Below are 18,745 nucleotides of genomic sequence, written 5' to 3'. Positions count from 1 at the left end.
CCATTACCACAAACAGGACAACGAGGATATCCTCTCAATATACGATTTTTCTTACCCCTACAATCTTCAAAAGTAAACTGACGTCTACAGTCTTTACATTGATATTTTTGATTACCTGCTTTGTCTTTTCCAAAGCGATAGAGATTTTGACTATGGCATCTTGGACATGAAATTTTATTCAATAATTTGCACATAATTTCATCTCTCCTTCGGAGGTATTTTTGGTGTTGCTATATTTAAGATACTCTAAGGAGGGATGAAATTCAAATATCATATAACTTAACAGAACTAATTTTCTTAGCAGGAGGAAAATATGATTTATTATGTTATAGTTTTTAAAAATACATTAGATGCAATGAGTGCAGAAAAAAAATTAAAAGAAAGTAATTTTGAATTTAAAATTATGCCTACGCCAACATCTATAACTCAGAGTTGTGGAATATGCGTAAGAATAGAAAATAAAGAAGATATTGATAATATTATATCTAGTAATCTGATAGTATATAAAAATATATATAGAAAAAATGAGAATGAATTTACAAAAATAAAATAGAAGGTGAGGAGTGCTTTGCTAGCTATATTAAAGATAAGTAAAGATTTAGAGGGAAGATTAAATGTAAATATTAATTGGGAATCCATACTTGATAAAGGGGGAGAATTACTAGAACAGCTTATTAATAAAATAATACTCGTTTTGATTGTAATAATTTGCGCAAATTTAGTAAGAAAGTTTTCTGATAAACTTATAAATAGATTTGTAGAAAGACAAGTAAAGAGTAAATCTAATTTTGCAATAGATAAAAATAAAGCTATGACTGTTGGTACCATATTAAAAAGTACAGTAAAGTATACTGTTTATTTTTCTGCAGCTGCTATTATAATAAGTAATGTATTCAAGGTGTCTGCTGCTGTGCTAAGTGGAATAGGTTTTGTAGTAGGTATAGGAGCACAAAGTTTGGTCAAAGATTTAATAAATGGATTTTTTATATTATTTGAAGATCAATATGGTGTTGGAGATCATATTACAGTTGGAGAATTCAGTGGAATAGTTGAAAATATAGGAATAAGATCAACTGTTCTTAAAGATTTTAATGGAAATATACACATAATTCCTAATGGAAGTATAAGTGAAATTTCAAATCATTCAAGAGGAAATATAAGCTTTATAGTGGACATAGAAATTTCAAATGAAGAAGATGTAGATAAGGCAATAGAAATAATGAAAGAAAGCTGTGAAAAGTTTGCAGATGAATATAAAGATGATATTGTTCAAAAACCAGAGGTTTTAGGAGTTAAGGCCATTAATGTTTATGGAACGACAATAACTATATCTGGAAAGGCTAAACCCTTATCACAATGGAAATTAGAAAGAGCATTAAGGAAGCAATTAAGGGTAACCTTATATGAGAATAATATAAAAATACCTTCGCCTAAAACTCAAATAATAAAATAAAGATTGGGGTGGATTCGTTATGATAGAAAATTTTGATTTAGGTGATATTGTACAAATGAAGAAACAGCATCCTTGTGGAAATAATAAATTTGAAATAACAAGATTAGGTGCAGATATAAAAATTAAATGTATAGAATGTGGAAGAATCGTAATGCTTCCAAGAAGTAAGTTCCAAAAAAATGCAAAAAAAATAATAAAAACTGATGAAATTTAGCTTGAAAAAGTATTTACAGAGTGATATAATAGTAAATTGTAAATCCCTGCTGTGTAAAACACAGCCGAAGTCCGAGGGGAGGAGGTGAAAATGATGAGAAAGTACGAAACTATATTCATACAACACCCATCATTAGACGAAGAGGCTTGCAAAGCTAATATCGAAAAGTTCAAGGGTGTAATCGAAAATGGTGGAGGAACAGTAGAAAACGTTGATGTTTGGGGTAAGAGAAAGCTTGCTTACGAAATCGCAAAGGTTAACGAAGGTTTCTATACACTAATTAACTTCAGTGCTAATTCAGAATTACCTAAAGAATTAGACAGAATATTCAGAATCACTGATGGTGTTATAAGACACATAATAGTTAAACAAGAAGCGTAAGAGGTGATATTGTTATGAATAAGGTAATACTTATTGGTAGGCTAACAAAAGATCCAGAGTTGAGTTATGCAGCTGGAAGTGGAGTTGCAGTAGCAAGATTCACATTAGCAGTTACAAGACCTTTTAAGAGGGATGAAGCTGATTTCATAAACTGTGTAGCTTTTAACAAAACTGCTGAGACAATAGGACAATATCTTGCTAAAGGAAGACAAATTGCCGTAACTGGAAACATTAGAACTGGAAGCTATGATGCAAAAGATGGAACCAAAAGATATACAACAGATGTTGTAGTTGAAACTTTTGAATTCATAGGATCTAATAACTCTGGAGTAGGTGGAAGAGAAAATACTTCCTTTGACAATGGATTTGGCGCTTCTAATATGGATTCTGATTATTCTAATTCCTCTGATTTTGGAGGAATGAGTTTTGATGAGGACATGACTCCAGTAGATGATGGAGATATGCCTTTCTAAAAGTCTAATATAAAAGGAGGGAATTAGCATGAAAGATGTAAAAAAATCTAGTGGAAGAATTAGAAGATCTAGAAAAAAAGTATGTGCTTTTTGCGTAGAAAAAGCTGAACAAATAGATTACAAAGATATTAATAAGCTAAGAAAGTTCGTTACAGAAAGAGGTAAGATTTTACCAAGAAGAATTTCTGGAACATGCGCTAAGCACCAAAGAGAATTAACAACTGCTATAAAGAGATCAAGAAATATAGCATTATTACCATTCACAACTGAGTAATATAAATTAACCCCTGATTGTCAGGGGTTTTATTTTATTTTTTAAAAATTTACAAAAATTGTAATTATTCTTATAATTTGTTGCATTAATGATAAATTATAATTAAAATAGATATACAGGGTATTTGCATAGGGGTGAGGTTTATGAAAAGGGAAGAGTTAAATATAATGTCTAATATAAAAATGATAGAGAAGTTAAAGGCGAATCTATTATGTATAATTGGGGAATTCTATCATTTACTTACAAAGGGAAGTAATGTAGCACAAGATGCAATTTTAAATTGTATATCAGGAGCTATACTAATATTATATGTATTGGCGCAGAAATTAGGATATTCATGTGAAGATGTAGATAATGATATGAGAAGAAAATTAAAAAATGGTATAGCTGAAGGACATGAATATGAAAGGGATGGAAGAAGTTTAAGTAAACTTCAATTACATTTAAAGGAGCACCATTAATTTTATGAAGTGGAATGATTTAATAACAAAGTATACAAAGACTATTAAGGGTGTTTTACCTATTATTACACCTATTATCTTTGTTTTAGCTTGCATAACTTTTTATTTTATGAATAATGCTTTACTTGGTTCTCTTTTACTTATTATTTTTATTGTATTCAATATAACTAATTATGTTGTTAAAGAAACGGAAGAAGACAGTATAGCTAAAATTACTGAAAGAGTAGAACAGGAAATAAAAAATAATATAATGAATTTAATATATCCTGTTGCTTTAATAAGGGAATCAGGAGAGATTTTTTGGTGTAATAAGGAATTTGAAAAACTTACAGACAAGGAATCGCCAATTGGAGAAAATGTTGCTAGTATAGCAAGAGGCTTAAATTTATCTAGGTTACTTACCTGTGATAAAGAATTGCATCAAAAGATAAAGATATTAGATTCCTTATATAAAATATATGCAAGTAAGTTAGAAAAACTTAACTCAGATGAAGATATATATATAGTTTATTTTAATGATATAAGTAATTCTAAGAATATGGAAAATACTAAGGAAAGCATTATGCTTATAGAAGTAGATAATCTTTCAGAAGTATTAGAGGGTACTGAAGAAGCTAACAGGCCAATGCTGATTGCTGATATAGAGAAATGTATTAATGCATATGCTCAAAGATTAAAGGCAATGATAACAAAGTATGATACAAATAAGTATGTTATGTCTGTACAAGATAAATTTATTGATGAGGAAATAAATAATAAATTTAAAATATTAGAAGAAATTTCAAATATTGATAGGGGAAATAAATTTGAAGTCACTTTAAGCATTGGAGTTGGAAGAGGAGGAACATGTCCTTTAGAAAATAATAAATTTGCTATTACAGCAAAGGAATTAGCTTTAGGAAGAGGCGGAGATCAAGCTGTTATTAAAAACAATGAGCAAATAAGATTTTTTGGTGGTAATACAAGAGAGATAGAAAAAAGAACAAGGGTTAGAGCTAGAGTTGTAGCTCATTCCATAAAAGAATTAATATATGAAAGTAGTAATGTTCTAATTATGGGACATAAAAATATAGATATGGATTGTTTTGGTTCTGCAGTAGGTATGTCTTCTGTTGTTAAACAATTGGGTAAGCCTTGTAATATTATTTTAGGCAATGATACTTATGCTATTGATTATTATTTAAATAAATTGAAAGAAGATAAAAATTATGATAATTTATTTATAAGCAGAGAAAAGGCTAATGATTTGATAAATGAAAAGACCTTATTAATGATTGTAGATGTTCATAATAATGGTTATATTTTAGATTTAGATATTATTGAAAGAGTCCAAAGAAAAATAATAATAGACCATCACAGAAGAAGTCCTGAGATTGTAGAAGGAGCATTATTAAATTATATTGAAGTATATGCTTCATCAACTTCAGAGATGGTAACAGAATTAATTCAGTACATGGTCCAAAAACCAAATTTAACAGCAATAGAAGCAGAAGGTCTTTTAGCAGGAATTTTTATGGATACAAAGGGCTTTTCTTTTAAATCTGGGGTAAGAACCTTTGAAGCAGCTTCATTTTTAAGAGGATTAGGTGCAGATACTGTAGAGATAAAAAAGATGTTTATGGATAATATGGAAGATTATTTATTAATAGCAGATACTATAAGATCAGCAGAGGTAAAGAATGGTATTGCTATTGCAGTTGCACCAGGTAGAATTAAAAAAGGTTTTATAGTTGCTAAGGCTGCAGATGAGCTTTTAAATATAGCAGGAATAAATGCATGTTTTGTGTTAGCTCAAATAAATTCTGATATAATTATTAGTGGTAGATCAAGTGGTGAAGTTAATGTCCAAGTAATACTTGAAGCTATTGGGGGAGGAGGCCATATGAATATGGCTGGAGCTCAATTAAATAAAATTTCATTAGAAAATGCGAAAAAAGTCTTAAAGGATTCTATAAAAAAACATTTAAAGGTGGGTGAATAACATGAAAGTAATATTATTACAAGATGTTAAAAAGTTAGGTAAAAAAGGTGATGTTGTAAATATATCTGATGGATATGCAAGGAATTTTTTATTTCCTAGGAAATTAGCAGAAGAAGCAAATGATACTAATATGCATATATTAAACATGAAAAAGGAAAATGAAAGAAAGAAAAAGCTAGCAGAAATCGAAGAAGCTCAAAAGCTTGCTGCTGAATTAAAAGATAAAATAATTAAATTAGAAGTTAAAAGTGGCGATAATGGAAAACTTTTTGGTGCTATTACAAGTAAGGATATAGCAGAAAGAATAAATAAAGATTTTAATTTAAAAATAGATAAGAAAAAAATAGTAATGGATACAATAAAGCTTACTGGAGAATATGACATAGAAGTGAAATTATATCCAGAGGTTTCTACTAAAATGAAAGTTGTAATTGTACCACAATCATAAGGAGGACTAAGTTTGAAGACTTATGACGAAAAAAATTTTGAAACTATATTAGATAGTGATTTGTCCTTAGATGCACAGGTTAATGTAATAAATCAAATATTAAGCAATGTACTTGATGAAGGTGCTATTAGAGCAAGAACTGTAAGGTTTAAACTTCAAAAGTACATTAATTCACTAGATGTCTATGAAAGGATTTATGCTCTTAATGTTATTGCTTCAGAAGGAAAGGGAGCAAAGGTAGTTCCTACTGAAGAAGAGGCAAGGGGAGTATTAGAGGATACTATTTATTATATTTCTGAAATTATAGCAAAAAAATATGTTCAAAATAAAATAGAAACACAAGTTGAAAGGGCCCTTCAAGAGAGACAAGATAAATATATGGATGAGGTTAAGTTATCTATAATTAAAAAGCAAAAGGGACCTGAAAACGAAAAAACAAAGAAAAAATTAGAAAAACTAAAATATTTAGATTCGAAAAAGCTAAATAAAAACATTATGAGTCTTTTAAGACCAGAAAGTTTTTCAGAAATAGTTGGTCAAGAAAGAGCAATAAAATCCTTAATATCAAAAATGTCTTCACCATATCCACAGCATATAATTTTATATGGTCCACCTGGAGTAGGTAAGACATCAGCAGCTAGATTAGCTTTAGAAGAAGCAAAAAGGTTAAAATTTACTCCTTTTGGAGAAGAGTCAAAGTTTGTTGAAGTTGATGGAACTACCTTAAGATGGGACCCTAGGGAAATAACCAATCCTTTATTAGGTTCAGTTCATGACCCAATATATCAAGGAAGCAAAAGGGATTTAGCTGAAATTGGTGTGCCAGAACCTAAAACAGGCTTAGTAACTGAGGCTCATGGTGGAGTATTATTTATTGATGAAATTGGAGAATTAGATGAAATACTACAAAATAAGCTTTTAAAGGTGCTAGAAGATAAAAGAGTTGAATATTCATCATCTTATTATGATCCTGATGATGAAAATGTTCCTCAATATATAAAGTATCTTTTTGAAAATGGAGCCCCAGCAGATTTTGTTTTAATTGGAGCAACCACAAAAGATCCAAGTCAAATCAATCCAGCATTAAGATCAAGATGTACAGAAGTATATTTTGAACCATTATCCTCAGATGATATTAAAGGGATAATTGAAAATGCTGCTAAGAAGCTTGAAGTTGAATTGGAAGATGGTATTTCAGAGTTTATAAGCAGATATACTATAGAAGGTAGAAAAGCTGTAAATATACTTGCAGATGCTTATGGTTATGCTTTATATAAGACTAATGAAAATTGTAAGAAGATAACTATAAAAGATGTTGAAGAGGTTATATCAATTGGAAGATATGTTCCTATTGAAAAGATAGATTACAATAAAAAGCCACAAATTGGGCATGTTTATGGCCTTGGAGTAAGTGGTTTTATAGGTTCAACTCTGGAAATAGAAGCTGTAGCTTTTGAATCAAGAAAGGCTGGAGCTGGAACTATAAAATTTAATGATACAGCAGGCTCTATGGCGAAGGACTCAGTATTTAATGCTGCATCAGTAATAAGAAAAATAACTGATAAAGACATAAAAGACTACGACATTCATGTAAATGTAGTAGGTGGTGGAAGAATAGATGGACCTTCTGCCGGGGTTGCAATCACAGTAAGTATAATTAGTGCGCTTTTAAACAAACCTATTAGACAAGATGTTGCTATAACAGGAGAAATCTCATTAAGAGGAGAAGTAAAACCAGTAGGTGGAATTTTTGAAAAAATATATGGTGCTAGAAGAAAGGGCATTAAGCTGGTTATAATTCCAAAAGATAATGAAAGAGAAATTCCTCTTAATTTAACAGATATTGAAGTAAAAACTGTAAGCAATATTGAAGAAGTAATTGACATAGTCTTTGAAAATAAGTTAGATTAAGATATTAATAAGGGGATTAAGCTTTTATGATGGAAGCTTAATCCTTGTTTTATAAGATAAAAAAGTTTGATATAATTAATTATAATTAATTGATAAAAGAAAGGTGGTTACTTATGGAAGGGCCAATAATGAGAAGTTTGCCCCAAAGTCTAGAAGCTGAGCAATCTGTTATAGGTTCTATGATAATAGATAAGGAGGCAATATCTAAGGCTTTAGAAAAATTAAATGAAGAAGACTTCTATAGAGACGGGCATAAGGTTATATTTAGGGCTATTAAAGAAATGTACTCAGAAGATATGGCTGTTGACTTAGTAACCTTGTTAGAATATTTAAAATCAGGGGATAAGCTTGAAAAAGCAGGGGGAGTAACATATATATCAGAGATAGCTTCATCTGTTATAACTACAGCTAACTTAGATGCATACATAAAGATAGTAGAAGATAAATCTATGTTAAGAAAATTAATCAAGTCTTCTACTGCAATAATAGAAGAAAGCTACAATAAGCAAGATAAAGTAAATGAAGTTATTGATTATGCTCAAAAGAAAATATTTGACATAACAGATACTAAGAATACTAGTGATTATGAAAGTTTATCAACAGTTTTAGAAAGAGGATTTCTAGAAATAGAAAGACTTTTTAATAATAGAGGTTCTATAACTGGGGTAGGATCAGGAATTAGGGATTTAGATGCTAAAACTTCAGGGTTTCAAAAGGGAGATATGATATTAATTGCTGCAAGGCCATCAATGGGTAAGACAACATTTGCATTAAATATAGCAGAGCATGCAGCTTTAGTTGAAAATAGAAGTGTAGTTATATTTTCACTAGAAATGTCAAAGGAGCAATTAGCATATAAGTTATTATGTTCTGAAGCAAATGTAGATATGCTTAAATTAAGAACAGGTAACTTAGATGATGATGATTGGGAAAGAATAGCAAGAGCTACAGGGCCTTTATCAAAGGCAAAAATATTTATTGATGATACTGCTGGATTAAGTGTAATGGAAATGAGATCAAAATGTAGAAAAATTAAAATGGAGCATGGAATAGATTTAATTTTAATTGACTACCTTCAACTTATGAGTGGTAGTTCTGGAAGCGAAAGTAGGCAGCAAGAAGTATCTGAAATATCAAGGTCAATAAAGGCCTTAGCCAAGGAAATGCAATGTCCTGTAATCGCATTATCCCAATTATCTCGTGCTCCAGAACAAAGAGCAGACCATAGACCAATGTTATCTGATTTAAGAGAATCTGGTTCTATTGAACAGGATGCTGACCTTGTAATGTTCTTGTATAGAGATGAGTACTATAATAAAGAAACAGAAGAAAAAGGTATAGGTGAATGTATAATAGCAAAACAAAGAAATGGTCCTGTTGGAACTGTAAAAATGGCATGGATTGGTTCTCATAGTAAATTTGCTAATTTAGAAATGGTTTATAAAGAATAATTGATTATAAATAATTCCTCAAGGCTTGTACCATGAGGAATTTTATTTTTAGTTATTTGTCATTATAGTAGACCTTATTGGAATTTTATATTTAATTAAATTAGGTTTTACTGTATTTTCTAAGTTATGTATATCTAGATTTTTTAAATAAATAGTTCTTTTATGTTTTGATATTATATTATTATTTTTAGATACTAAAGATAGGTTTAATATAAGAAAATTATTTATGTATTTTAATGAAATATGATCTTTTATTAGTCCATTAAGAAAAATATATATATAATAGTAGTTAGGAGTTTGTACTAAATTTATTATTGGAGCTTTATTATTTTCGCTAGGAATTGTATTTAATAGGGAATTTATTTTGTTTTCAGTATTTTTTATCAAAATATAGTTCTTCATAAATATTCCCTCCTTATAACATATAGTTTGTACACATAAAATAAAGCTATGCTATGAGGTTTATGGTAGGAATAAAATTAATATTTTATTTATTTTACTTATATAAAAAATAGACTATAATTTAATTATTAACAAAATTTATAAAAGGTGGGATAATTATGATAAGTAAAGATATGACTATTGGGGAAGTAATAAAAAATAAGCCTGAGGCTGTTGAAATATTAATGGCTTTTGGTATGGGATGTGTTGGTTGTCCATCAGCTCAAGCTGAAACTTTAGAAGAGGCAGCATCTGTTCATGGATTAAATTTAGAAGCTTTATTAACAGAAATTAATAAATAATAAAGGGGCTATTATAGCCCCTATTCTTTAATTTTTTAGGAGGATATAATGGGAAGAAAATATAGTAAGGAATATGAAATTTATTATTATAATGTAGATAGTAAATTAAATTGTACAATGCCTATAGTTCTTGGAATTTTATCAGATGTAGGAAATAAAGATTCAGAAGATTTGGGTTCAGGTGTTAATGAGCTATTAAGTAAAAATATGACATGGATTTTTTATAATTATGATGTAAAAGTTAAAAGATATCCTAAGTATGGTGAAAAAATTAATGTTATAACTCAATCAATTGGATTTAAAAAATTTTATGCAGTAAGAAATTATGAAATAATAGGTGAAGATGGAGAAAGAATAGTTGAAGGAAGCGCAACCTTTTTAATGCTAGATATTAAAAAAAGAAGAGCTATGAGAATACCTAAGGAGCAATATGCTATATATGGTGAAGCTGGAGATATGGAAGGTGAATTTAAACTTCCTAGATTGAGTGATTTTAAAGAGTATGATTATGAAGAAATATTTAAGGTGAGATATTCTGATATTGATTCTAATGGACATGTAAATAATACAAAATATATTGAATGGGCAATTGAAACTTTACCTAAAAATATAATTGACAATTATATGTTAGAAGAAATAAAGGTTATATTTGAAAAGGAATGTAGATATGGGGAAGAAGTAAAGGTATTAACTAAGATAACTAATAATGAAGATGGTACTTTAACTACACAACATAAGGTATTAAATTCAGAGGGAAAAGAATTAACTAAATTAGAAGGAAAAATGAAAGAAACTTATAATAAGTATAGATAAGAAATATAAAACTCTTCTGTAAAATAAGCAGAAGAGTTTTATATTTGCTGCAAGTAATTTAAAGATATTATAACTATTAAATTTTAATTATCTTTTCTATTTTTTGTTCAGTAAACTTGCATAAATGTTTTCTGCAACGAAATGACCGGAGCTCCAAGCCCATTGAAGGTTAAAACCACCACAATCTCCATCCACATCTAATATTTCACCACAGAAGTATAAATCCTTGACTATTTTGGATTCTAGAGTGTTTGGATTAACTTCTTTTGTGTTAACTCCTCCGATTGTAACTTGAGCTTGATTGAATCCGTTAGTAGCGATACAATTAAATTTCCATTCTTTCAACAAATGAATTAAATTATTTTTTTCTTTCCAAGTTAACTCATAACAAGGAATATGGATATTTTGTATTTCTGCACACTTTAAAATTGTAGGGATAAGCTTTTTATTTATTATTCCAATTAGAGAATCAGATATTGATCTATAAGAAAAAATAGCCAAGTGATTTTCAATAAAATTAGCTACATCTTCTTTGCTTTCCTTTGGCATCATATCTACTAAAATTTCAACTTTTTTACCTTTTGAAATTGCTCTTGAGGCAAAACCTGATATTTGAAGGATTGGCGGACCAGATATTCCATAATCCGTAAATAGGATTTCACCAAATTCCTTTCTTATAACTTCATTATTTACAAGTAAAGTTGCATATCCGTCAAATTTAACTCCAGAAATAGCTTTTAAATAAGGGGCATCAAGCTTTAGCTGAACAATACCTGGTATAGGTTCAATTATGCTATGCCCAAGAGATTTTGCTAAATTATAACCCGATCCATCTGAACCTGTTTTAACAGCAGATTTTCCTCCACAGGCTAAGATTAACTTATTACATGTGAATAAACTATATTCATCATTACTTGTGGATAAAATGAACTTTTTCTTCTTGTGGACATCTTTAATTTTACAATTTGTGTATAAAGGTATATTTTTATCTTTTATTGCTAATCTAAAAATATCTACAACAGAAGATGCCTGTAGAGATCTTGGATATAATTTTTTGTTTTGTAATTCTATAATAGGTAAACCTAGGGTCAAGAAAAAATTTTCTGTATCCTGAACGGTAAAGGAAGCTAGGGCATTATTAAAAAAGTTATTATTTTCGCTATGATAATTTATAAATGGAAAAGAAATTCCTCTATTAGAAATGTTACATCTTCCATTACCAGTTGTAAGAATTTTTTTTCCTATTCTATCAGTAGCTTCTATAATGGCAACATCTAAACCATAATCTTTTGCAGTTATGGCAGCAATAAGTCCGGAGGCACCGCCGCCAACTATTATTAAATCATGATGTATCATAATAAAACTCCTTAAAATATAATAAATATATTTTATCATAGTAGAAAAAGTTTATAAATATAGACAAATTGGATAATGAAATTTATAATTATGGTAAAGATATTATTGATAAGTTTTTAAAGATATTAATTAAAAAAAGTTTTAAAAAAAGTGTTGACATAATATAAAACTTTATGTATTATAAATAATGTGCTCTTTGAGAGAGGACAAATTTAAGAGATATGGCTCCTTGGTCAAGCGGTTAAGACACCACCCTTTCACGGTGGTAACAGGGGTTCGATTCCCCTAGGAGTCACCAAATATGGAAGCATAGCTCAGCTGGGAGAGCACCTGCCTTACAAGCAGGGGGTCACAGGTTCGATCCCTGTTGTTTCCACCAAGTTAGGCCCAGTAGCTCAGCTGGTTAGAGTGCCGGCCTGTCACGCCGGAGGTCGAGGGTTCGAGCCCCTTCTGGGTCGCCAAATAAAGTGGCAACAAAAATTTATATGGCTCCTTGGTCAAGCGGTTAAGACACCACCCTTTCACGGTGGTAACAGGGGTTCGATTCCCCTAGGAGTCACCAATATGGAAGCATAGCTCAGCTGGGAGAGCACCTGCCTTACAAGCAGGGGGTCACAGGTTCGATCCCTGTTGTTTCCACCAAGTTAGGCCCAGTAGCTCAGCTGGTTAGAGTGCCGGCCTGTCACGCCGGAGGTCGAGGGTTCGAGCCCCTTCTGGGTCGCCACTAAAAACAATATGCTGGCATGGCTCAATGGTAGAGCAGCTGACTTGTAATCAGCAGGTTGTAGGTTCGAGTCCTATTGCCAGCTCCACTAAATATGGCTCCTTGGTCAAGCGGTTAAGACACCACCCTTTCACGGTGGTAACAGGGGTTCGATTCCCCTAGGAGTCACCAAATATGGAAGCATAGCTCAGCTGGGAGAGCACCTGCCTTACAAGCAGGGGGTCACAGGTTCGATCCCTGTTGTTTCCACCAAGTTAGGCCCAGTAGCTCAGCTGGTTAGAGTGCCGGCCTGTCACGCCGGAGGTCGAGGGTTCGAGCCCCTTCTGGGTCGCCACTAAAAACAATATGCTGGCATGGCTCAATGGTAGAGCAGCTGACTTGTAATCAGCAGGTTGTAGGTTCGAGTCCTATTGCCAGCTCCAAAAGGTAGCTTTGGAATAATCCAAAGCTTTTTTTATTTATAAAAAATACAGTTAGAAATATATTTCTAACTGTATAAAGTACATATTTATTTTTATTATCTTTTTTTTAAATTTAATTGTATTCTAATATCTTCTGAATAAAATTTATATAATTTAAAGTTTCCCAGCAATCTTGAAGAAATTCTTTCAGTGTAAGTTTTACTAATATCGGACAAAGATAAATTTGTTGATACAAGCATTTTCTTTTTCTTTAATAATTTTTTATTTAAAAGATTAAAAAATTCTGTAGTTGAAAAGTCTGTTATCTGCTCTGCTCCTAAGTCATCTATTATTAGAAAATCACAGTTTATTAATAAATCTTCAAGTTCCTGATTATTTTCAAAGATTATTTCTCTTAAATTTTTTATTAATTCATCAATAGTTCTATAAACTACTAGGTGTCCGTTATCTAAGAGTTCCTTTGCAATACAGCAGCTTAAAAATGTCTTACCTGTACCTGAATTTCCATAAAATAAAATATTTTCGTCTATATTATTGAAATTAGGGATAAATTCTTCTTTAAAATATTTTACTATATTTTCAATGTTTCTCCTTGGAGTATATTTATCATCACTTATCTTATAATTAGGGAATAATGAAAGATCTAAATTGTTAAAGTTATTAGTTTTTAGGGTATCTTTGAGATCAGAATCTTTATAATAAAGATCAATTAATTTTTTTTTGTAGCAAGAACATCTCTTATTTCCTATATAGCCTTGATCTTTACACTTTGAACATTGATATTTAAGAGTTAAATATTCAGGGTCATAACCTTTAGCAACTAAGGCTTCATATTTTTTAAATCTTAAATCAGTTATTTCTTCTTTGATATTTTTTAATTCTCCCTCACTTATTCCTTTTAAAATAGATAAGGTGAGATTAAGAGATTTTTTTTGAATTAAATTATCAAATTCTAGAATCTCAGGATGTTTTTCTTCAATTTCTTTACGCCTAATTTCTAATTTCTTTTGTTCTTCTATTCTTATATTCTCATATATTAATGCTAATTCTTTTTGATAGCTTTTAATCATCTTTATCCCATCCTAACAATTTCTTTTCTAAAGAGTCATAATCATAATCACGACCTTTGAAGTTATTAAATTTTAAATTAGATTTATTATAAGTTGTTGTTTTATTATTATAAACTTTATTAGAAGATAAACTTTTATATGCAGCTTCTTTTTCTTCAATTTCTTTTAAGGTTTTTAAATTATCCTTATTCCAGCTAGATAATATTCCATCTATATATTTAAAATCAGCTCTGTTTAATCTTTGGAAGCATATATCACAAGCCTTTTTTATTATATCTAAAGAAAAATTATAAACAGTCGTCCATTTTTCAAGCATATCTTCTTGAGGTTTCATTATTTCTGTATTTCTAATTCCTAAAAATTTAAGTATTTCTCTATAAGTTCCCCATTTATCTTCAGTTTTTCTAATGTAATTCTGTGCATCCTCAACAGTTTTTATATTAAGTTCATGCCAAGCTATTGCGACCTTTTCAATGTATCTAAAATTATTTTTTCCTTTAGATACACAGTAATTAATTAAAAGTAATATAAGCTCGGGAGAAAAATTATAATCCTGTTTCCATTGTATGTAACTTGTAATTTCTGATGGTGATACAGGTCTTCCCATTAATTTTTCTATATCTTTTATCATTCCCTTATTAGCTTCATTTGATAATTCTTCTAATAAATTAATTTCACTATTATTAGTGTCTTTTTCTGATGTTAAATCAATAAATTCTATATCAAAGTTTCCCATTTTATCGATAGGAGTTAACTTAATAACACCTTCTTCATTCCAATAATTTAATGCATTTATTACATCTGATTCCAAAAGATTTAATATTGATGCCAAAATAGATGTATTTACTCCAATTTCACCGGTATAGCTATATTTAAGCATTAAGATATATACCTTAATAAATTCTCCACGGGCCTTAGGCATATACTTTTCTATAAAAATATTACTAAGAGGAGTAAATTTTGAAGGTTTTGATTTAAACATAAAGGTACTCATATTAACACCTACCTTTCTAATTAATATTAAGCAGTAAATTAATTATAACAAAGTGTAAGGAGAGGCTCAATATAGCAATATTTAGATAAGAAGAATATTATTTTTTTTTATGGGAAAACTATTAAATGTCGTTGTTTAATGCTAAATATAAAGAAAGGAGAAGATATGGATACTTATACGACGTCACATAGCAAGAAAAGAATAATTATTAAATATATATTATTAATTATTCTTTCTTTAAATATTAACAGTAAGAGTGTAAGAGCAGAAGAAGTTAAAAATTTAAGCAGAGTTTCAGGAGTTAATTTTACATATAATAAAGGAAATATTTTTGATGAAATATATAAGGCTATAACGGGAAAGGTAACCGCTTATGAAATAAATTTTGATAATAAAGTTATTGGATATTTTTCAGAAAATACAAATTTTAACAATATAAAAGAATTAGTATTAAAGCATTATTTAGAGGATATAAAAGTAGATAAAAATTTAGTACTAGATTTTAAGGTAAAGGGAAATATAATCATAAATAAGGAGAAGGTTTATGAGGAAATAATTGATTCAGATATGGAAATTGCTAAAAAAATATATGAGCTTTCAAAGAGTAATAAATTAAGATTAAGTATAAAGTATATTCAAGAAAATATAGTAGAAATAAAGCCTAGTACAGTAATATTGCCAACAGAGGAAATGTTCCTAGGAGAGAGCAAAACAATAGAGGGAAAACCTGGAATAGAAAATAGGGTTTATGAAGTTTCCTTAGAAAATAATAGTGAAATATCTAGAAAGTTAGTAAAAGATGATATTGCTAAGGAAGCAGTAAGTACAAAAATATACAGAGGTACAAAAAATCCATATGAATATGGAATAGCATTTTTAAATCAACCAACTAGGGGGGGATATATAACTTCAGGCTATGGAGAAAGGTGGGAATCCTTTCATAAGGGAATAGATATAGCAGGAAATATAGGTGATGATGTTTTAGCTGCATTAGATGGTGAAGTTATTTATGCGGAATATAATGATGGGGGATATGGAAATTTAATAATTATTGAACATGAAAATAATATGAAAACTTTTTATGGACATTTAAATGATTTTTATGTTAAAGCTGGAGATAAAGTAAATAAGGGGGATGTTATTGGAGCGATTGGAAACACAGGTTTTAGTACGGGGCCGCACTTACACTTTGAATTAAGAGTAAATAATAATCCAGTAGATCCATATGAATATATAATTCAGTAATAGGATTTTATTTTATTAAGTTATAAAAAAGTACCTATATTAAAGAAGCACTTTTTAAAAGTGTATTTATAGGTACTTTTTTATATAAATAATATTTAGTTATTTTTTATTATCTTTAAAAATATTATTAATATTTATTTTACCATTTCCCTGGCAATTATCAGGCATATCTAATTTTTCACAAGATAATTCCAATAGAGATAAAACATCCTTTGGAGTCAGGTTTTGATTGCTTTCGTAAATTAAGGCACATACTCCAGCAACATAGGCTGCCGCTAAGGAAGTCCCAGTAAAGGTCCTATAGGAAGAACTAAGTTTTGGAGGATAAAGTTTTATTCCATCCCTTTCAGAAATATAGTCTGTATTTGTATTTAGAGAAACAATATCAACGCAGGCAGCACATAAATTGGGCTTATTTGATTTTTTATAAGGACCTACAGAAGAATAAGTATAAGATTTAGGTAAGGGTTTGTAAGTAGAATCATATCCTGAAACAGTTATACAATCATTACAAAGAGCAATCCCTTTAATTGATCCATCTATATTTTTATTACTTCCACTTGGTACAATACAGGTTATATTTTTACTAATTGCCTTAGTAATTAATTTATCAAATAGGTTTTGTAAGAAGGCATTATAATTTAACATTTCAAAAGGCATGCATATAATTTTAGTATTAGTTTTTTCAACTTCATTTATTATCATATCTATAGAATAAAGTATATCTGAAATATAGCCCTTTCCTGTTTTATCAAAGGCTTTATAGCATATTATGTTAGAGTTAGGAGCTACACCTTTATATGTTCCATTAGAATTATTTCCATTTCCAGAAATTATTCCAGCAATACATGTTCCATGACCATTATCATCATAGGGATAATTTAAGCCATTAATTAAGTCAACAAACTTAATAATTCTATTATTAGGACTAGTTAAGTCAGGATGTGGGTAAACTCCGCTATCTATTATTGCAATTGTAATACCAGTACCTTTTAAATTGAAATTATTAGATAGTCTTATTTTATTGGCAGAGGTTACACTTGTACCACAGAGAAATAAATATTCATCAAAAGATATAAATTCAATCTCAGGATATTCAATTAATCTTTTAATTCCCTTAGAATTAATGCGAGCAGTTATTATTTTACAGTGTTCTATAGCATTTATAAATTCTCCGCTATAGGAGTTAATCTTTTTAATTATGTTATCTTTAAATTTCTTATATTTAATGATTACTCTATATTTAACATTTGGATTAAAATCAATATATTTTTTTAAGTTAGCTTCTAACTTTTTATTATTAAAAAACATAAAATACTCCTAAAATTGATTACCATATATAATATATATATAGGAGTATTTTTGTTAATATTATAAAAAATTTAAGAATATAGTTATAATTTAAGCTTAAAGACTATTATACCTGCAATCATTAAAGCAACTCCAATAAATTCATTTAAGCTAAAAGCAACTTTCTCTGTTTCAAACAGTCCCATTGCATCAATAATTGCAGCAGATAAAAGCTGGGCAGTTAATATTGTTCCAATTCCAATTGTTGCACCCATAGAAGCAATGCTTTTCATAACAGTAAATATGATTACAACACCTAAAACACCGCTTAACAAATAAATTTTATTAGAATTTTTAATAGCTTTTATATCTCCATTGCCCCAAATAAAGACAATAATAAGAGTTATTACAAAAGCTATTCCTTGAGATAAAAGAGCTGTTTCCCAAGTTCCTATTTTCTTTTCTAGATTAGTATTGAATACTCCTTGAAGCGTCATGGATATTCCAGAAATTATCGCAAATATAATTGCTAACATAAAATCACCTCAAAGCTATTATTACCTTTGAGCTGTAAAAATATTAAAAAACCTCCTAGCTTTCTAGAAGGTTTTAAATTATTGACTTATTAGAGCATTTGAAATTTGTTCTTCTGAATATCCTAAAGAAATTCCAAGGCTTAAGAAATCTTCCATAAGAGTAATAAAGTGATCTTCTGATGGAGATATTATTAAGTCATTTAAATCTATAAATAAATTAAAGAATTGATCACTTAAGCAATAATCACTAGTCTTAACTTCAATATCTTCAATAGTATCGTAATTTTTATCGATACCAATACCTATTATGTGTTTAAAACAATCTATGTATTTTTGAAATATCATAGATTGATTAATTTCAATATCATCAGAAATCCAGTATTTATAACATTTAGTTTCTTCAGCTAGAGAACTTATTTTTGTATGTAACTCTAAATGTTTTCTTGTACGAATTTTATATTCGCTTAATGTATTATCAATAATAATTTCCTTATTTTTATTTTTT

Annotated in this window: 22 protein-coding genes and 11 tRNA genes; 25 read left to right on the top strand and 8 right to left on the bottom strand. The window is 29.3% G+C overall.

Annotated features, from left to right (window positions below; genetic code table 11):
* On the bottom strand, positions 1 to 194 hold a 194-nt coding region (locus tag KQI16_RS12880; RefSeq protein WP_442861798.1), incomplete at its 3' end, for an IS1/IS1595 family N-terminal zinc-binding domain-containing protein.
* Positions 195 to 313: 119 nt separating this feature from the next.
* Between KQI16_RS12880 and KQI16_RS02605 the strand changes: the two genes are divergently transcribed.
* The 11 genes from KQI16_RS02605 to KQI16_RS02555 all read left to right on the top strand — a co-directional run bounded on the left by KQI16_RS02605 (position 314) and on the right by KQI16_RS02555 (position 9,047).
* Positions 314 to 553 (top strand): DUF3343 domain-containing protein, encoded by a 240-nt coding sequence (locus KQI16_RS02605; RefSeq protein WP_216432001.1) that lies wholly within the window; start codon positions 314 to 316, stop codon positions 551 to 553.
* Positions 554 to 568: 15 nt separating this feature from the next.
* A complete protein-coding gene (locus KQI16_RS02600) occupies positions 569 to 1,453 on the top strand; it encodes a mechanosensitive ion channel family protein (protein ID WP_216431999.1) in 885 nt (294 codons plus the stop codon).
* 19 nt (positions 1,454 to 1,472) lie between these two features.
* Entirely contained in the window at positions 1,473 to 1,667 is a 195-nt protein-coding gene (locus tag KQI16_RS02595; protein WP_216431997.1) for a DUF951 domain-containing protein, read from the top strand.
* A gap of 93 nt (positions 1,668 to 1,760) precedes the next feature.
* Complete coding sequence (gene rpsF, locus KQI16_RS02590; RefSeq protein WP_216431995.1) at positions 1,761 to 2,048, top strand: 30S ribosomal protein S6; 288 nt, start codon at positions 1,761 to 1,763, stop codon at positions 2,046 to 2,048.
* A 14-nt stretch (positions 2,049 to 2,062) separates the two neighbouring features.
* Positions 2,063 to 2,521 carry a single-stranded DNA-binding protein gene (locus KQI16_RS02585; RefSeq protein ID WP_216431993.1) on the top strand — a complete coding sequence of 153 codons (459 nt, stop codon included), beginning with the start codon at positions 2,063 to 2,065 and terminating at the stop codon, positions 2,519 to 2,521.
* A 28-nt stretch (positions 2,522 to 2,549) separates the two neighbouring features.
* The gene (gene rpsR, locus KQI16_RS02580) at positions 2,550 to 2,795 is read left to right on the top strand and encodes a 30S ribosomal protein S18 (protein WP_216431991.1); all 246 of its coding nucleotides are present in this window, start codon (positions 2,550 to 2,552) and stop codon (positions 2,793 to 2,795) included.
* A 143-nt stretch (positions 2,796 to 2,938) separates the two neighbouring features.
* Positions 2,939 to 3,256, top strand: a complete 318-nt coding sequence (locus tag KQI16_RS02575) for a MazG-like family protein (RefSeq protein WP_216431989.1) — start codon at positions 2,939 to 2,941, stop codon at positions 3,254 to 3,256.
* A gap of 4 nt (positions 3,257 to 3,260) precedes the next feature.
* On the top strand, positions 3,261 to 5,237 hold the full coding sequence (locus tag KQI16_RS02570) for a DHH family phosphoesterase (RefSeq protein WP_216431988.1): 1,977 nt from the start codon (positions 3,261 to 3,263) through the stop codon (positions 5,235 to 5,237).
* Between the two features lies 1 nt (position 5,238).
* Positions 5,239 to 5,685 carry a 50S ribosomal protein L9 gene (gene rplI / locus KQI16_RS02565; RefSeq protein WP_216431986.1) on the top strand — a complete coding sequence of 149 codons (447 nt, stop codon included), beginning with the start codon at positions 5,239 to 5,241 and terminating at the stop codon, positions 5,683 to 5,685.
* 12 nt (positions 5,686 to 5,697) lie between these two features.
* The gene (lonC, locus tag KQI16_RS02560) at positions 5,698 to 7,596 is read left to right on the top strand and encodes a Lon family ATP-dependent protease (RefSeq protein ID WP_216431984.1); all 1,899 of its coding nucleotides are present in this window, start codon (positions 5,698 to 5,700) and stop codon (positions 7,594 to 7,596) included.
* Between the two features lie 113 nt (positions 7,597 to 7,709).
* The gene (locus KQI16_RS02555) at positions 7,710 to 9,047 is read left to right on the top strand and encodes a replicative DNA helicase (protein ID WP_216431982.1); all 1,338 of its coding nucleotides are present in this window, start codon (positions 7,710 to 7,712) and stop codon (positions 9,045 to 9,047) included.
* Positions 9,048 to 9,095: 48 nt separating this feature from the next.
* On the opposite strand, the gene KQI16_RS02550 is transcribed toward KQI16_RS02555, so the two are convergent.
* Positions 9,096 to 9,449, bottom strand: coding sequence for a hypothetical protein (locus KQI16_RS02550; protein ID WP_216431980.1), 354 nt, complete (start codon positions 9,447 to 9,449; stop codon positions 9,096 to 9,098).
* Between the two features lie 158 nt (positions 9,450 to 9,607).
* On the opposite strand from KQI16_RS02550, the gene KQI16_RS02545 reads away from it, so the two are divergent.
* Positions 9,608 to 9,790 carry a DUF1858 domain-containing protein gene (locus tag KQI16_RS02545; protein WP_216431979.1) on the top strand — a complete coding sequence of 61 codons (183 nt, stop codon included), beginning with the start codon at positions 9,608 to 9,610 and terminating at the stop codon, positions 9,788 to 9,790.
* 48 nt (positions 9,791 to 9,838) lie between these two features.
* Positions 9,839 to 10,603 carry an acyl-[acyl-carrier-protein] thioesterase gene (locus KQI16_RS02540; protein WP_216431977.1) on the top strand — a complete coding sequence of 255 codons (765 nt, stop codon included), beginning with the start codon at positions 9,839 to 9,841 and terminating at the stop codon, positions 10,601 to 10,603.
* A gap of 96 nt (positions 10,604 to 10,699) precedes the next feature.
* Here KQI16_RS02540 and KQI16_RS02535 read toward each other — a convergent pair whose 3' ends face one another.
* Complete coding sequence (locus tag KQI16_RS02535) at positions 10,700 to 11,959, bottom strand: NAD(P)/FAD-dependent oxidoreductase (protein ID WP_216431975.1); 1,260 nt, start codon at positions 11,957 to 11,959, stop codon at positions 10,700 to 10,702.
* Between the two features lie 223 nt (positions 11,960 to 12,182).
* Between KQI16_RS02535 and KQI16_RS02530 the strand changes: the two genes are divergently transcribed.
* From KQI16_RS02530 to KQI16_RS02480, 11 genes are all read left to right on the top strand, one after another.
* Positions 12,183 to 12,257, top strand: a tRNA-Glu gene (locus KQI16_RS02530).
* A 5-nt stretch (positions 12,258 to 12,262) separates the two neighbouring features.
* A tRNA-Val gene (locus KQI16_RS02525) sits at positions 12,263 to 12,338 on the top strand.
* Between the two features lie 5 nt (positions 12,339 to 12,343).
* Positions 12,344 to 12,420 (top strand) — tRNA-Asp (locus KQI16_RS02520).
* Positions 12,421 to 12,446: 26 nt separating this feature from the next.
* A tRNA-Glu gene (locus tag KQI16_RS02515) sits at positions 12,447 to 12,521 on the top strand.
* Positions 12,522 to 12,525: 4 nt separating this feature from the next.
* Positions 12,526 to 12,601: transfer RNA gene (locus tag KQI16_RS02510), tRNA-Val, on the top strand.
* A 5-nt stretch (positions 12,602 to 12,606) separates the two neighbouring features.
* Positions 12,607 to 12,683: transfer RNA gene (locus KQI16_RS02505), tRNA-Asp, on the top strand.
* A 13-nt stretch (positions 12,684 to 12,696) separates the two neighbouring features.
* Positions 12,697 to 12,771 (top strand) — tRNA-Thr (locus KQI16_RS02500).
* A gap of 8 nt (positions 12,772 to 12,779) precedes the next feature.
* Positions 12,780 to 12,854 (top strand) — tRNA-Glu (locus tag KQI16_RS02495).
* A gap of 5 nt (positions 12,855 to 12,859) precedes the next feature.
* A tRNA-Val gene (locus KQI16_RS02490) sits at positions 12,860 to 12,935 on the top strand.
* A 5-nt stretch (positions 12,936 to 12,940) separates the two neighbouring features.
* Positions 12,941 to 13,017, top strand: a tRNA-Asp gene (locus KQI16_RS02485).
* Between the two features lie 13 nt (positions 13,018 to 13,030).
* Positions 13,031 to 13,105, top strand: a tRNA-Thr gene (locus KQI16_RS02480).
* A 95-nt stretch (positions 13,106 to 13,200) separates the two neighbouring features.
* On the opposite strand, the gene KQI16_RS02475 is transcribed toward KQI16_RS02480, so the two are convergent.
* A complete protein-coding gene (locus KQI16_RS02475) occupies positions 13,201 to 14,175 on the bottom strand; it encodes an ATP-binding protein (protein WP_216431973.1) in 975 nt (324 codons plus the stop codon).
* Positions 14,168 to 15,169 carry a DnaD domain protein gene (locus KQI16_RS02470; protein WP_216431971.1) on the bottom strand — a complete coding sequence of 334 codons (1,002 nt, stop codon included), beginning with the start codon at positions 15,167 to 15,169 and terminating at the stop codon, positions 14,168 to 14,170. Before KQI16_RS02470 ends, KQI16_RS02475 begins: the two co-directional genes overlap by 8 nt.
* Positions 15,170 to 15,334: 165 nt before the next feature.
* Between KQI16_RS02470 and KQI16_RS02465 the strand changes: the two genes are divergently transcribed.
* On the top strand, positions 15,335 to 16,414 hold the full coding sequence (locus KQI16_RS02465) for a peptidoglycan DD-metalloendopeptidase family protein (RefSeq protein WP_216431969.1): 1,080 nt from the start codon (positions 15,335 to 15,337) through the stop codon (positions 16,412 to 16,414).
* Between the two features lie 99 nt (positions 16,415 to 16,513).
* On the opposite strand, the gene KQI16_RS02460 is transcribed toward KQI16_RS02465, so the two are convergent.
* The 3 genes from KQI16_RS02460 to KQI16_RS02450 form a co-directional block, all read right to left on the bottom strand.
* Positions 16,514 to 17,725 carry a S8 family serine peptidase gene (locus KQI16_RS02460; RefSeq protein ID WP_216431967.1) on the bottom strand — a complete coding sequence of 404 codons (1,212 nt, stop codon included), beginning with the start codon at positions 17,723 to 17,725 and terminating at the stop codon, positions 16,514 to 16,516.
* A gap of 83 nt (positions 17,726 to 17,808) precedes the next feature.
* Positions 17,809 to 18,240 (bottom strand): DMT family transporter, encoded by a 432-nt coding sequence (locus tag KQI16_RS02455; protein WP_216431965.1) that lies wholly within the window; start codon positions 18,238 to 18,240, stop codon positions 17,809 to 17,811.
* A gap of 78 nt (positions 18,241 to 18,318) precedes the next feature.
* On the bottom strand, positions 18,319 to 18,726 hold the full coding sequence (locus tag KQI16_RS02450; RefSeq protein WP_330654130.1) for a dUTP diphosphatase: 408 nt from the start codon (positions 18,724 to 18,726) through the stop codon (positions 18,319 to 18,321).
* Positions 18,727 to 18,745 lie beyond the last annotated feature (19 nt).

This window comes from Caproiciproducens sp. MSJ-32, assembly GCF_018918055.1.
Taxonomy (GTDB): Bacteria; Bacillota; Clostridia; order Clostridiales; family Clostridiaceae; genus Clostridium.
The sequence above is the reverse complement of the archived record's forward strand: the minus strand, read 5'-3'. Positions and strand labels throughout refer to the sequence as shown.

What these genes read in the sequence shown, in the direction of transcription:
- KQI16_RS02605 (WP_216432001.1), top strand. Translation starts at nt 314, where the DNA reads ATGATTTATTATGTTATAGTTTTTAAAAATACATTAGATGCAATGAGT.
- KQI16_RS02595 (WP_216431997.1), top strand. Translation starts at nt 1,473, where the DNA reads ATGATAGAAAATTTTGATTTAGGTGATATTGTACAAATGAAGAAACAG.
- rpsF (WP_216431995.1), top strand. Translation starts at nt 1,761, where the DNA reads ATGAGAAAGTACGAAACTATATTCATACAACACCCATCATTAGACGAA.
- KQI16_RS02585 (WP_216431993.1), top strand. Translation starts at nt 2,063, where the DNA reads ATGAATAAGGTAATACTTATTGGTAGGCTAACAAAAGATCCAGAGTTG.
- rpsR (WP_216431991.1), top strand. Translation starts at nt 2,550, where the DNA reads ATGAAAGATGTAAAAAAATCTAGTGGAAGAATTAGAAGATCTAGAAAA.
- KQI16_RS02575 (WP_216431989.1), top strand. Translation starts at nt 2,939, where the DNA reads ATGAAAAGGGAAGAGTTAAATATAATGTCTAATATAAAAATGATAGAG.
- KQI16_RS02570 (WP_216431988.1), top strand. Translation starts at nt 3,261, where the DNA reads ATGAAGTGGAATGATTTAATAACAAAGTATACAAAGACTATTAAGGGT.
- rplI (WP_216431986.1), top strand. Translation starts at nt 5,239, where the DNA reads ATGAAAGTAATATTATTACAAGATGTTAAAAAGTTAGGTAAAAAAGGT.
- KQI16_RS02555 (WP_216431982.1), top strand. Translation starts at nt 7,710, where the DNA reads ATGGAAGGGCCAATAATGAGAAGTTTGCCCCAAAGTCTAGAAGCTGAG.
- KQI16_RS02550 (WP_216431980.1), bottom strand. Translation starts at nt 9,449, where the DNA reads ATGAAGAACTATATTTTGATAAAAAATACTGAAAACAAAATAAATTCC.
- KQI16_RS02545 (WP_216431979.1), top strand. Translation starts at nt 9,608, where the DNA reads ATGATAAGTAAAGATATGACTATTGGGGAAGTAATAAAAAATAAGCCT.
- KQI16_RS02540 (WP_216431977.1), top strand. Translation starts at nt 9,839, where the DNA reads ATGGGAAGAAAATATAGTAAGGAATATGAAATTTATTATTATAATGTA.
- KQI16_RS02535 (WP_216431975.1), bottom strand. Translation starts at nt 11,959, where the DNA reads ATGATACATCATGATTTAATAATAGTTGGCGGCGGTGCCTCCGGACTT.
- KQI16_RS02475 (WP_216431973.1), bottom strand. Translation starts at nt 14,175, where the DNA reads ATGATTAAAAGCTATCAAAAAGAATTAGCATTAATATATGAGAATATA.
- KQI16_RS02470 (WP_216431971.1), bottom strand. Translation starts at nt 15,169, where the DNA reads ATGAGTACCTTTATGTTTAAATCAAAACCTTCAAAATTTACTCCTCTT.
- KQI16_RS02465 (WP_216431969.1), top strand. Translation starts at nt 15,335, where the DNA reads ATGGATACTTATACGACGTCACATAGCAAGAAAAGAATAATTATTAAA.
- KQI16_RS02460 (WP_216431967.1), bottom strand. Translation starts at nt 17,725, where the DNA reads ATGTTTTTTAATAATAAAAAGTTAGAAGCTAACTTAAAAAAATATATT.
- KQI16_RS02455 (WP_216431965.1), bottom strand. Translation starts at nt 18,240, where the DNA reads ATGTTAGCAATTATATTTGCGATAATTTCTGGAATATCCATGACGCTT.